Here is a 12,758-nt window from a genome sequence, read left to right on the forward strand (position 1 = left end):
GAAGTAAAAGGAGTATAAAGAATATATGCAATTAACACCTATGATGCAACAGTATATGGAAATTAAACAAAATCATCAGGACTGTATTTTGTTCTTTAGGCTCGGCGATTTTTATGAGATGTTTTTTGAGGATGCCATTACGGCTTCCAGAGAAATGGAAATAACCTTGACGGGAAAAAACTGCGGTCAAGAGGAAAGGGCTCCCATGTGCGGAGTCCCTTTTCATTCCGCAGACACTTATATTGCAAAGTTAGTGGAAAAAGGCTATAAGGTTGCGATTTGCGAACAAGTAGAGGACCCTGCCACTGCAAAGGGTATAGTGAAGCGTGAGGTAATACAGATTATCACGCCGGGAACTATTGTTAATCAGACCATGCTGAATGAAAAAGAAAATAATTATCTTGCATCTATTTATCTCAATGAAGATGGAGCAGGAATTTCATATTGCGATATTTCTACCGGTGAACTGTATACAACGAATATTGACGGTGCCGGCCGGATAGAAATCTTATTGAATGAGCTGGTTAAAATAAAAGCAAGAGAAGTGCTGATTAATGAATCGGCAGAAAGTATTGTTTCCATAGAGGAAATGAAAAAAAATACGGATGCTTATTTTACTCCGCTCTCAGAGAGTTACCATAATATAATTACAGCAAATGATGTCATATTAAAACAGTTTCAGACAAAATCCCTTACCGGATTAGGTCTGGAAAACTCTGAAGCTGCGCGTCTTTCGCTTGGAGCCCTGTTAAGCTATTTATTTGAAACGAGAAAGCATAATTTAAGCCACATTACACAGGTCACAGTCTATGATATCGGCTCCCATATGTCCTTGGATAAGGCAACCTTGCGTAATCTTGAAATAACGGAGACCTTATATGAAAAACGGGTTCAAGGCTCTCTGCTGGGCGTGCTGGATAAAACTCATACGGCTATGGGGTCCAGAAAGATGAAGCAGTGGCTCAGAGAACCGCTTAATCACAGCAGTCAGATCAATGAAAGGCTGGATGCGGTGGAAGTTCTCAGCGATGAAATCATTATAAGAAACAACATAAAAGAGTGCTTGAAAAAAGTCTATGATTTAGAGAGACTGGCCGGACGAATCGCCTGCGGAAATGCTAACGGCAAAGACCTGATCGCACTAAGGAATTCCCTGTTTATTCTTCCGGAGCTCAAGGCCGAGCTATACTCCGTAGAGAACGCACTGTTCAGCCGTTTAAATGATGAAATAGACGGTTCGTTAATGGAGGTTCACGACTTGATAGAACAGGCCATTATGGAAGAACCCCCTTTTACGGTCAAGGAGGGCGGTCTGATTAAATCGGGATTTTCTAAAGAGTTGGACGATTTAAGATTCTCCATTAAAGACGGACAAGCCTGGATTGCTGAATTAGAAGGAAAGGAACGGGAGCGAACCGGAATTAAAAACCTGAAGGTTCGATTTAATAAAGTCTTTGGATATTATATCGAGATAACCAAATCTAATTTAGATATGGCACCGGAAAATTATATCCGAAAGCAGACTCTTGTCAACTGTGAGCGGTTTATCACCCCGGAGCTGAAAGAAATGGAAAGCCTGGTACTCAATGCGGAATCAAAGATCAACCAGATGGAATATGAGATTTTTTCAGATACCAGAAATAAAATTCAAGAATACATAGGAATCATACAGAAAGCTTCTTCGGCGATTGCTTCCATTGATGTCCTGACTTCTTTCGCTCACGTATCTTCCAGCTTGGGATATGTCAAGCCGGAGGTAAATGAGAGCGGAAATCTTGTCATCACAAAAGGACGCCATCCGGTGATTGAACAGACCATCAAGGACGGAATTTTTGTATCCAATGATGTTTATGTAAATGATAAGGATTCCAGTATGCTGCTCATAACAGGCCCAAACATGGCCGGTAAGTCTACATACATGAGACAGACCGCCTTAATCGTTTTAATGGCTCAGGCCGGCTGTTTTGTGCCTTGCGAGAGCGCTTCTATTGGTGTGGTGGACAGAATTTATACAAGAATTGGTGCTTCGGATAATCTGGCTCAAGGTCAGAGCACATTTTTCGTGGAAATGAGCGAGCTGGCCTACATCTTAAATACAGCCACCTCCAAAAGCCTGATCATCCTTGATGAAATCGGAAGAGGAACCAGCACCTATGACGGTCTTTCTATTGCATGGGCTGTTGTAGAATATCTTTGCAACGAAAAGAATAAGATCCGTACCTTATTTGCCACACATTATCACGAGCTTACGGCATTAGAAGAACTGGTTCCGGGCGTTCGAAATTTAAACGTAGATGTGGCAGAGGAAAATGGAAATATTGTTTTCCTTCATAAGATCGTAGCCGGCAGTGCCAGCAAAAGTTACGGAATTCATGTGGCAAAAATTGCCGGTGTTCCGAAAAAGGTACTGGAGGCTGCAGAAAACAAGCTGGCAGGTCTTGAATCTGGTCAATTTGAGCAGGAAGGCGTCTTGGATTTCGGAAGGAATGGATTGACTGAGGAATCTGGAGATACACAGGACTTTGCGGAAAGCAGCAAGCACATTAAAAAAGAGGATGCATCCCAAGGAGAACAATTATCTCTGTTCAGCTTTGCGCCGAATCCAGTGATTGAACGGTTAAAAAGTATTGATCTAATGAAGCTTGCCCCTTGGGAAGCACTGAAAATACTGGGAGAATTGCAGGAGGCTGCCAATGATTAAAATTCTTAGCAAAAATGTGGCGGATAAAATCGCTGCCGGAGAAGTGGTGGACAGACCGCTTTCTATCGTAAAAGAATTAGTGGAAAATGCCATTGATGCAGGAGCTGCCAATATTACCGTGGAAATACGCAATGGCGGTAAGACTTATATTCGGGTGACGGATAATGGCTGCGGTATTCCGGAAGAAGAGACGGAGCTTGCCTTTTTACGCCATGCCACCAGTAAAATTGCTACGGACGAAGATTTAAACAAAATATGTACCCTTGGGTTCAGAGGAGAAGCTTTATCCAGTATAGCCGCTGTTTCACGGGTGGAACTCATTACGAAAACAGCGGAGGCCAAAACCGGTGTTTCTTTAAAGATCCACGGAGGAGAATTCTTTGAAAAATCCGCTACCGGCTGCCCGGACGGAACGACTATTATTGTGTCCGACCTGTTTTACAATACACCGGCCAGACTAAAGTTCATGAAGACGGATTCTACGGAAAGCACGTTGATTATTGAATTTATTTCAAAAATTGCTTTGGCTTATGAGCAAATTAAAATCAGACTGATCAATAACGGAACTATTTTGTTTTCCACCAACGGCAAGGGAGATAAATACAGCAATATCATTACCGTATACAGTAAAACGGTGGGAGAAGGCCTTATCCATATTACCGGTGAACGTGAAAACATGAGCCTGGAGGGTTATATTTCAAGACCTGATTTCAGCAAAACCAACAGAAAACAACAGATTTTCTTTGTCAACGGACGTTCTGTCTCAAATCGCATCATGGATATGGCGGTTCAAGAAGGATATACAGAACGGCTGTTTGAGGGAAGATATCCGGTAGCCTACTTGTTTTTTAAGATTAAACCGGAGCTGGTAGATGTAAATATTCATCCCAATAAGAAAGAAGTTCGTTTTCATCAGGACATGGAAGTGAAAAATTTTATTGCGCAGACCATCAAAACAGGACTGCTTTCTCAGCAGGCCATACCGCCGGTCACAAGCAGCCACATCAAAAATACGGGAAATATGACTTCAAATTCCTTGAATTCCAAAGGGATCTTAGAACCATTCGTTTCATCTGATTCAAAAGAAAAGGACACGAATTTCCGACAAACAGTGCAGGAAGCAGAAGTAAATGAGCAGGTTGTCCGTGTATTAAATGAGAAGAAACAGGAGATAAAAGAAAGTGAAAAGACTCAGGAGCAGGTTGATATAAAAAATATATTGTCAACCCTGGTCAAAGAGCAGGAAAAATTGGATTATAACTCAGACCCAATTCAAAAGAATGAATTGGAACAACCGGCTCCGGCAGATTCTTTTTTCAGAGAGCTTCAAGTGACAGGAACCATTTTTAACACATATATTACAGCTGTATTGGATAACTGCTTTTATTTAATTGATCAACATGCGGCTCATGAACGAACCTTTTATGAAAAGCTGATGAAGCAATATAAGACTGAGGAAAAGCTTCACCAGATCATTTTGACGCCCATTATGGCAGAAGTACCTTATGCGATTAAATCGGCAGAGAAGTCTTGGGTACAAATCCTCAGAAATATGGGGTTTGAAATCGAACCGTTTGGTATCAAGACCTATATTATCAAAGAAATTCCCATGTTTATGGAGTTATCTGAAGCTCAAAATATGGTGAATTATTTCCTTGAAAATATCGGGGAAGATGTGGATATAGAAAATGAAGCCAAGGTAAGCAAAATTATAACCCGGTCCTGTAAGTCGGCTGTAAAGGCTAACGATGTTCTTTCCATGGCGGAATGCAGACAATTAATAGAGGATTTGGCTCAATGTGAAAATCCGTATTCGTGTCCCCATGGCAGGCCTACTTTTATAAAAATGACAAAGTATGAAATAGAAAAAATGTTTAAACGAGTTTAAATCATTATTTTTTAATATTTAATAAATGGAATGAAGAATGAATAGAGAAATAATAATTGTTGCAGGTCCAACTGCGGTAGGAAAAACAAAATATGCTATTGAAATAGCCAAAGCTTTTAACGGAGAAATTGTTTCCTCAGATTCCATGCAGCTCTATCAATTCATGGACATCGGAAGCGCGAAGCCTACCCCGGAAGAACAGGCGCAGGTAAAGCATTATCTGGTGAACGAAATTGATCCGAGAGAGCCTTTTTCTGTAGCGGCGTATCAAAAACGGGCGAAAAATGCTATGGAGCATATTTTTTTAAGCGGAAAAACACCTGTTGTTTCCGGAGGAACAGGGCTTTATGTGAATTCTCTGATTTATGATATGGATTTTTCAGCTCCGCCTTCAGGCAGTGACTATAGAATAAAGCTTGAGGAGCTGGCTTCCGAACAAGGCCGGGAATACATTCACAAATTGCTCCAGGAAAAGGATCCGGAGGCGGCGGCACGTATTCACCCAAACAATTTGAAAAAGGTCATTCGTGCGCTGGAGGTAGCCGAAAACTCAGAGACAGGGATAAAGCCATTTGAACAGTCTTTTGTCAAGACGACGGATTATTCTTATACATTAATCGGTCTCAGCCGGGATAGGGAAGAACTCTATGAACGCATCAATCAGAGAGTGGACATGCTTCTCCATATGGGGCTGGTGGAGGAAATAAAGAATCTTCTCCATATGGGGCTGACTATAGATAATATTTCGATGAAGGGCATTGGATATAAAGAAATAATAGGCTATCTTAACGGAGAATACGATCTGGAGCAAGCGGTCTATTTGGTGAAGCGCAATACCAGACATTATGCTAAAAGGCAGATGACATGGTTTAAGCGGTATGAAGACATAAAATGGTTCAATCTTTCAGAATATGGGAATGATGATGAGGCGGTAAAGGAGATTATCTCATGGCTGAAAAAAAACAGGTAAAAATTCAAAGTAAGACCGGAAAACCGGAAAATATATTAAAAAAGGAGCAGGACATTTATGATCAATGCAAAGCGATCGAACAAGAGCTCCCTGCTTTTATGAACGGTTTTTTTGCATATTTAAGGGGAAGCGTACTTCCCATGACCAGACTGGCATACTTGAACGATATTAAGTTCTTTTGCCATTATTTGATTGAATCGGCTATGTTTAAAGCAGATGAGGTCAGCGAACTTACTCCGGCAGATTTTGAAACGATACGGGCTAAGGATATTAACACATTTTTAGACTTTGCCAGAAGATATCAAAGAGAAAGGGAAAACAGTATTTATATTTATGAGAATGACAACCGGTCTCTTGCCAGAAAAAAATCCTCCTTATCCGTTCTTTTTAAATATTTGTTCCGGGATGAAGTACTGTCTAAAAATATTACAGATGGATTAGATCCCATCCGGGTTCCTAAACCGGGTGAACGAGAAATAAAGGCGCTGACCGATGACGAGGTCAGACTCATGCTGAAAACCGTTTCGGACGGAGATGGTATGACAAAAAAGCAGCTTGAATTTTGGCAGAAAACGAAAAAACGAGATAAGGCCGTGCTGGTTTTATTCATAACTTATGGGTTAAGACTCTCTGAACTGCAGCAGCTCAATGTAGATTCCTTCAATTTTGACAGGGGAGAGTTTAAAATTTACAGAAAACGCGGAAAAGAATCCATTATGCCTATCAATCGATCCTGTGAACTGGTTATTAAAGAATATTTAGAGCAGGAACGGGCTTCGGATGATACGCTGGACGAAGAGAATAAGGGAGCATTATTTCTTTCCTTGCAGGGAAGGCGAATGACAGAAAGACAAATTCGTGAATTGGTGAAAAAATATACGGCCTATGCACTGAAAACCTCTCAAAAAAGCGGATATAGTCCCCATAAGCTCCGAGCTACCGCTGCTACCAGCTTAATAGGAAGAGGGGAAGATATCTACGACGTTCAAATTTTACTGGACCATGAAAATGTAACGACCACTCAGCTCTATGCCAAACATAAAGAGAATGTTAAACGGGATTTGGTAAATAATATGGAATGGGAATTGGAACGCACCAATCAATCAAAAAAATAAAGCAAGCGATATTTCCTACATATATAAAAAGTGAAAATAAGTACTTAGTGTACCGTAAAAATATTATGTGAATAAAAGAAGAAAGGGTTTAAAGTTTTAAATGCAAAAGAATACATACGAATTATTAACAAACAGAATGGGTATTTCTCCCGAAATCATGAAGATCATTGACAGAGCTGAGAATAAGGTATCAGATTTATTCGAAGAGTTGGATGATATCATGGCTTTCAATCAATATAAGGTGCTGGAGGCTTTTCAAAAAAATAAAATCAGTGACATGCATTTTAGCTGGAACACCGGTTATGGATATGACGATCCGGGAAGAGAGGCCATTGAAAAGGTTTATTGTGATATTTTTAAAACAGAGGCAGCACTCGTCAGACCGATCATTGTCAATGGAACCCATGCTCTTACTCTGACCTTAACGGGGATTTTAAGGCCCGGAGATGAACTGATTTATTGTACAGGTGCTCCATATGATACGCTGGAAGAGGTCATCGGTTTAAGAGGAGAGGGAAAAGGATCTTTAAAGGAATTTGGGGTCAGCTATAATCAAGTAGAATTGACTCCTGAAGGAAATATAGATTTGGGGGCTTTGAAAAAAGCCATAAATAAGAACACAAAAATGGTGACGGTTCAGAGAGCTACCGGCTACGGGTGGCGAAAGGCGATCAGTATTGCTGAGATTGCCAAATGGGCAGACTTTGTGCATCATATCAATCCCCATATTGTGTGTATGGTAGATAATTGTTACGGTGAATTTTTAGATACAAAAGAGCCTACAGAAGTAGGAGCAGATATTATAGCAGGTTCACTCATTAAAAATCCGGGGGGCGGATTAGCCCTTTCCGGAGGATATATTACGGGTAAAGCGGATTTGGTTGAAAAAATTGCATATAGAATGACGTCTCCCGGGATCGGCGGGGAATGCGGACTGATGTTCGGACAGACAAGAACTATGATGCAAGGGTTGTTTCTGGCACCAAAGGCTGTCAATGCAGCGGTGAAAGGCGCTATTCTTTGTGCTCAGGCATTTGAGAGCCTGGGATATGAGGTTTGTCCGAAGCCCTTTGAAAAAAGAAGCGATATTATTGAGGCGGTGAAATTATACACCCCAGAAGCCATGTGCGCTTTTGCCGAAGGAATTCAGGCTGCTGCTCCTGTCGATTCCCACGTAAATCCGGTTCCATGGGCTATGCCGGGCTATGACAGTCCGGTGATTATGGCGGCCGGAGCATTTGTTCAAGGCTCTTCCATTGAACTCAGCGCAGACGGACCTCTTAGGGATCCTTATATCATTTATTTTCAGGGAGGTTTGACTTATGAACATTCAAAATTTGGAGTCATTAAAGCACTTCAATCCCTTCACGATAAAAATTTACTGAAAAATAAATAATACGACGGCATTCTATACATGATATAAGCAAAGGATTATAATTTTCTATGGAAGGTTGGTAGCAGGGGAATAAAGCTATGAAAAGTAGTATGACAGAGAAAAAGAATAAAGCGAAGGTTCGGATAAAAAAGATCATTACGATCGTGAAGCTGCTTCTATTGCTTTTTGTCGTGGTCGGATTGCCTTTATATATAGTATTTTATCAGAGAGAATTTATCAGTCAGTTTAATAGTTTAGAAGCCGTTAATGCCTATCTGCACAAATATGAAGCCGCCAGTGTGCTGGCTTATGTAGGCATTCAGATCATGCAGATTATTATATGTATCATTCCCGGCCAGGCCATGCAGTTCGCTGCAGGCTATGTATATACCTTTTGGTTCGGCTATTTATATTCCATCATAGGGGCGGCCATCGGCACGGTCATAACCTTTTATCTTGCCAGGTTGCTGGGAAAGGATGCCATTCATCTTATTTTTGATGAAAAGCAGGTCGCAAAATTTATAAAAAAATTGAACAGTAAACGTGCGTTTATCATCGTGCTCGTTATATTTTTAATTCCGGGCCTTCCGAAGGATTTGTTTACCTATGCGGCAGGAGTTTCAGAAATGAAGTTAAAGCCATTTTTGATCATCAGCCTGATTGCAAGAAGTCCGGCTATGATGGCTTCTATTATGATCGGCAGCATGTTTAATAAAGGAAGCTATGCGGGCATTGTTATACTGACGGTCATTATGGTCATTTTATTTATATGGGGTGCCAAGAAGCATGAAAAGCTTACTGTACTGATAGATAAATGGTATAATAAGCTAATTCATATGTAATAAAAGCAATAAAATATTTTAAATTCTTGTAAGAACTTTGATCCATTATGGATTAAGGTTCTTTTTTTCTAGCGAAAGTGGAGAAGCCACTTTTTTGATATGTGACAAAATAAAAGAACAAATGTTTTAAAAAAGTAATTGACAAAGAACATACATTCAGTTATTATAAAAATATAAACATAAGTTCGAAGGAAAACAGGAGGAATAAATCATGAAAAATAGAAAGAAATCTTATCGGATTAAATCAAAGTTTAGATTTACAACATCTATTACACTGGCTCTTATTCTTCTGGTATTCATGGCGAATAATCTTCTGGGAATGGACAATGTCAGCAGTTTGACAAAATCGGAGCCGATAGAGATTCAAATCGAATCCGGTGACTCTTTGTGGAATATAGCAGGTAAATATGGACCTGAGCATACAGATATCAGAAAAACGGTGGATGAAATTTGCAGTCTCAATGAAATTACTGCGGACAGCCTCTATCCGGGGCAGCGAATACTTATTCCGGATTACGCTAAGTAATTTCTGCATAGGGTAGAGGAGCGGTCACAGTTTTATTGTATTTATTGCATAAAAAAGCCGGCTATTCAGCCGGCTAAAATATATTTTGCTAGATCGCCTTTTATTTTTTAGGATTATTTTTTAAATTCATTTCTGATTTTAAGCAATATCTTCATCGCCTTCATCATCCGTTGTTCTTATCTTCGACTGATTAATGGTTAGAATAATATGCTCCGGACTGTTTTCAGAGATAATTCCCTTTGGTAGCGTTATGTCTCCAACAGTGATAACTGAACCGGCGTGTAATTTTGAAACATCAATATCGATAGATTCAGGAATGTCCTGTGGTAATCCTTTTACGGAAACGGAATCCATTTGATGCGTTAAAATGAGCTTTTGAGCTTCTAAAGCTTCTTCTCCCACAATTTTAACGATAACATCTGTTTTAATTTCCTGAGAAAGGGATACTTGCTGAAAATCTACATGCAAGACCTCTCCTCGTGGTGATATTTGAATTTCTTTAATAATTGCGGAAAGGTTGTTCTTTTCCCCAGACATATCAAGTGTAAAAACTGCGTTTCTCCCCAATTCACTTATTTTTTTTCTAAGCTCGCTCTTATTAACTTGAATGGCAATAGATTCTGTTCCTTTACTAAAAATATTACCCGGCAGATACCCTGTCTTACGCAAACGTCTGTTTGCATTGCTGCCACATTGATCTCTTTTTTCAATTTTTATTATTGCTGCATCTTTCATATTTATTGGCCTCCTTTACATTACCTCATAAAAATAAACATGATAAATTTTATAAGGTCCGTTCCTGAGAAATAGGTGATCGTCAACAACATAATAAAAAATAATCCTATACCTCTAGTCTATACTAGTTCCGGTAAAATTCAAGCATTATTGAGTTTTTCCTTCAAAATAACAAGAACTTTATCCATGATTTATTTCTTTTTGAAATGTTTGTGTTCAAGGGCTTCGGAAGGGCATATGTTCTTACATTTTCCGCATCGTATGCACTCGATATCACGAACGCCTTTAACGGGATCCACATTCATTTTACAAACCTTTTGGCAAGCATTGCAATTTGTACATTTTTCTTCATTTATCTGATATCCGAAAATAGAAATCGGATTAAATAAAGAATAGATTGCACCCAAAGGGCAGATATACTTACAAAAAGGCCGATAAATAGCTAAACAAGCGATGATCGTAAGAATCAGCAGAAAGTTTTTCCACGCATAAAGCCAGCCCACAGTTTCTTGCAGGCTTTTATTCATGAGTACCAGAGGAATTCCGCCCTCTAATGTACCGGCAGGGCAGATCAGCTTGCAAAAGTATGGAGCACCCTGACCAATAATATCTACTATAAACAAAGGCATTAGGATAACGAACACCACGAGAATCACATATTTAAGGTATCGCAAAGCCCGATCTCCTCTAAAGGTTCTTATTTTTCTAAAAAAAGGAATTTTATATAATAATTCTTGCAGCAGTCCAAAAGGGCACAACCAGCCACATGCGAAACGTCCCATTAAGGCTCCTATGAAAATTAGAAAGCCTGCCACATAAAAAGAAAATTTAAATTCATAGCTTCCCATGACTGCTTGCAGGGAGCCAATAGGGCAGGAACCAATGGCTCCGGGGCAGGAATAACAATTTAGCCCGGGGACACAGACATTTTTTATTTTGCCCTGATAGATCTTGCCCTGAATAAAGCCTATAATATAACAGTTTGTTATAAAAGCCCACAGCAATTGAACCTTCAATCTAAAGCGATCCTTATATCTTATTTTTTTATCCAATTCCGATACACTCCAGACATATATTAACGGCTTTTTCAAACATGACCGGCGTTTCACCCCGGAAAACCCCAAAAGCCATGGAACAAATTCCAATCAAAATAAGCAGCAGCGGAAATAATTTTACGTGCTTTATTCTTGGCATGATATAGAATCCTTTCTTTTATCTGTTTATTTGTTAAGGTTTGCCAGTTCGTCTTGAATAATGTCAATCCATTCGCTTTTTGTGTGTGATCCCGAATACGTTTTTCCCACAATATTGCCGTTTTTATCTACAAAAAAGGTTTCGGGAACGGCATTCACACCCTTTAACGGACCGGATCGCAGCACTTCATCCGGTAATAAAACGGTATATTGCGCTTTTGTGGAATCTATGATCTGATTTAATTTGTCCATTTTATCTTTATCGATTTTTCCGTTTTCGTTGACATCCAGTACAATTCCGATAACATTGACTTTTTTATCAGCCATTTCCTTATAAACATCATTTAATTCAGGGATTTCCTGAATACAAGGGGAGCACCAGGTTGTGAAGAGATTTACGAGAGTCAGATCGTAATTGCTGAAAATATCTTTTGTTACCTGATTTCCTTTTAAGTCCTGTGCTTTAAAATCGCCGACAGCAGCTGTCTTTGAAGCAACAGGCTGTATAGTGTCCTGAGCCCCCAGAGTAGTGTCGTCATCTTTATTTTTATCCAAATCCATTGAATTTGTTTGAGAACATCCGGTAAACACGGATAGAGCAAGCATACTGACCAGTAACAGTGAAGCTAATTTTTTCATTTCATTTCTCCTTTATTTTCATTTATTTAAAATTTTCTTTGTCATCCGTATAGTATTAAGTGAAATTAGATATACAGGAGACTACAGTTAGTATTTCATAAAAATAGGCATTTAAACGAAATAAAATTAGAAATATATAACACAATTATAGCAGCATGGCTGTTCCAAGTGATAACTATTCCGAAAATGAATATTTTAGGAATAGTTACGGATACCCTAAACTAGCTGCGATCATCTTCTCTTTTCAATTTCTTTATGGACTCTTCTATATATTGGTGTACTTCCTCTCTGGGAATATCCAGTGCCATTGAGAATTCGCTGTTCAACAATTCTTCTGCAATTTTTTTAAACTTTTCATCCGTATGCCCCAGGTTTTTGCCTTGGAGTTTAACAGCTTGACGTTTGGCATACACGGATTTCATGATATGGATTAAATCGGTACATTTATGTGAAGACAACAATCTTTTATAGTAGTCTTCCGTAGTCTTATAATTTTGGCTTTCAATAATATTGGCTTCAATGTTGGGAATTTGTCGGATGATTTCCTTTGCTTCAGATTCAGAAACAATTGGTCGCATATAGATTGAGGTGTCTACCGGAATAAATATTTTGCCGTCACTGTATACAGGAGATAGCGTATAATATAATTTATCTTCCAGGATGCCGCCGACATCAGGAATGCCAATTTCATCAACCCTGCAGACACCTTGGTTCCCATAAATAATAAAGTCTCCAATTTTATACATAAATACCTCCTTTTTTAATATATGAAAT

General features: G+C 39.2%; 12 protein-coding genes. 7 read left to right on the plus strand and 5 right to left on the minus strand.

Going from position 1 to position 12,758, the window contains the following annotated elements:
• Positions 1-43 precede the first annotated feature (43 nt).
• The 7 genes from mutS to EQM06_RS06180 all read left to right on the plus strand — a co-directional run bounded on the left by mutS (position 44) and on the right by EQM06_RS06180 (position 9,417).
• Positions 44-2,701: a DNA mismatch repair protein MutS gene (gene mutS, locus EQM06_RS06150; RefSeq protein WP_330548379.1), complete on the plus strand. Its 2,658-nt coding sequence runs from the start codon at positions 44-46 to the stop codon at positions 2,699-2,701.
• Complete coding sequence (gene mutL, locus EQM06_RS06155) at positions 2,694-4,589, plus strand: DNA mismatch repair endonuclease MutL (RefSeq protein WP_128745499.1); 1,896 nt, start codon at positions 2,694-2,696, stop codon at positions 4,587-4,589. The genes mutS and mutL overlap by 8 nt, the downstream gene beginning before the upstream one ends.
• Before the next feature lie 37 nt (positions 4,590-4,626).
• Positions 4,627-5,559: a tRNA (adenosine(37)-N6)-dimethylallyltransferase MiaA gene (gene miaA, locus EQM06_RS06160; RefSeq protein WP_128745500.1), complete on the plus strand. Its 933-nt coding sequence runs from the start codon at positions 4,627-4,629 to the stop codon at positions 5,557-5,559.
• Positions 5,538-6,674: a tyrosine-type recombinase/integrase gene (locus tag EQM06_RS06165; RefSeq protein ID WP_128745501.1), complete on the plus strand. Its 1,137-nt coding sequence runs from the start codon at positions 5,538-5,540 to the stop codon at positions 6,672-6,674. The genes miaA and EQM06_RS06165 overlap by 22 nt, the downstream gene beginning before the upstream one ends.
• Before the next feature lie 100 nt (positions 6,675-6,774).
• Positions 6,775-8,070 carry a methionine gamma-lyase family protein gene (locus EQM06_RS06170; RefSeq protein WP_128745502.1) on the plus strand — a complete coding sequence of 432 codons (1,296 nt, stop codon included), beginning with the start codon at positions 6,775-6,777 and terminating at the stop codon, positions 8,068-8,070.
• Positions 8,071-8,147: 77 nt separating this feature from the next.
• A complete protein-coding gene (locus tag EQM06_RS06175; protein ID WP_128745503.1) occupies positions 8,148-8,891 on the plus strand; it encodes a TVP38/TMEM64 family protein in 744 nt (247 codons plus the stop codon).
• 211 nt (positions 8,892-9,102) lie between these two features.
• On the plus strand, positions 9,103-9,417 hold the full coding sequence (locus tag EQM06_RS06180; RefSeq protein ID WP_128745504.1) for a LysM peptidoglycan-binding domain-containing protein: 315 nt from the start codon (positions 9,103-9,105) through the stop codon (positions 9,415-9,417).
• Between the two features lie 138 nt (positions 9,418-9,555).
• On the opposite strand, the gene EQM06_RS06185 is transcribed toward EQM06_RS06180, so the two are convergent.
• From EQM06_RS06185 to EQM06_RS06205, 5 genes are all read right to left on the minus strand, one after another.
• Complete coding sequence (locus EQM06_RS06185; RefSeq protein ID WP_128745505.1) at positions 9,556-10,152, minus strand: 50S ribosomal protein L25; 597 nt, start codon at positions 10,150-10,152, stop codon at positions 9,556-9,558.
• 191 nt (positions 10,153-10,343) lie between these two features.
• Positions 10,344-11,204 (minus strand): 4Fe-4S binding protein, encoded by an 861-nt coding sequence (locus EQM06_RS06190; protein WP_230975036.1) that lies wholly within the window; start codon positions 11,202-11,204, stop codon positions 10,344-10,346.
• A complete protein-coding gene (locus tag EQM06_RS06195) occupies positions 11,197-11,346 on the minus strand; it encodes a CD1871A family CXXC motif-containing protein (protein WP_128745506.1) in 150 nt (49 codons plus the stop codon). Before EQM06_RS06195 ends, EQM06_RS06190 begins: the two co-directional genes overlap by 8 nt.
• A gap of 26 nt (positions 11,347-11,372) precedes the next feature.
• Complete coding sequence (locus EQM06_RS06200; protein WP_128745507.1) at positions 11,373-11,984, minus strand: TlpA family protein disulfide reductase; 612 nt, start codon at positions 11,982-11,984, stop codon at positions 11,373-11,375.
• A 221-nt stretch (positions 11,985-12,205) separates the two neighbouring features.
• A complete protein-coding gene (locus tag EQM06_RS06205; protein ID WP_164914368.1) occupies positions 12,206-12,730 on the minus strand; it encodes a CarD family transcriptional regulator in 525 nt (174 codons plus the stop codon).
• Between the last annotated feature and the right edge of the window lie 28 nt (positions 12,731-12,758).

Origin of the sequence: Aminipila luticellarii, from assembly GCF_004103735.1 — a bacterium.
Lineage (GTDB): Bacteria > Bacillota > Clostridia > Peptostreptococcales > Anaerovoracaceae > Aminipila > Aminipila luticellarii.

Excerpts from the sequence above, each read along its gene's own strand:
- EQM06_RS06185 (WP_128745505.1), bottom strand. The coding sequence starts at position 10,152 with ATGAAAGATGCAGCAATAATAAAAATTGAAAAAAGAGATCAATGTGGC.
- EQM06_RS06165 (WP_128745501.1), top strand. The coding sequence starts at position 5,538 with ATGGCTGAAAAAAAACAGGTAAAAATTCAAAGTAAGACCGGAAAACCG.
- mutS (WP_330548379.1), top strand. The coding sequence starts at position 44 with ATGCAACAGTATATGGAAATTAAACAAAATCATCAGGACTGTATTTTG.
- EQM06_RS06175 (WP_128745503.1), top strand. The coding sequence starts at position 8,148 with ATGAAAAGTAGTATGACAGAGAAAAAGAATAAAGCGAAGGTTCGGATA.
- EQM06_RS06180 (WP_128745504.1), top strand. The coding sequence starts at position 9,103 with ATGAAAAATAGAAAGAAATCTTATCGGATTAAATCAAAGTTTAGATTT.
- EQM06_RS06170 (WP_128745502.1), top strand. The coding sequence starts at position 6,775 with ATGCAAAAGAATACATACGAATTATTAACAAACAGAATGGGTATTTCT.
- EQM06_RS06195 (WP_128745506.1), bottom strand. The coding sequence starts at position 11,346 with ATGCCAAGAATAAAGCACGTAAAATTATTTCCGCTGCTGCTTATTTTG.
- EQM06_RS06200 (WP_128745507.1), bottom strand. The coding sequence starts at position 11,984 with ATGAAAAAATTAGCTTCACTGTTACTGGTCAGTATGCTTGCTCTATCC.
- EQM06_RS06205 (WP_164914368.1), bottom strand. The coding sequence starts at position 12,730 with ATGTATAAAATTGGAGACTTTATTATTTATGGGAACCAAGGTGTCTGC.
- mutL (WP_128745499.1), top strand. The coding sequence starts at position 2,694 with ATGATTAAAATTCTTAGCAAAAATGTGGCGGATAAAATCGCTGCCGGA.
- miaA (WP_128745500.1), top strand. The coding sequence starts at position 4,627 with ATGAATAGAGAAATAATAATTGTTGCAGGTCCAACTGCGGTAGGAAAA.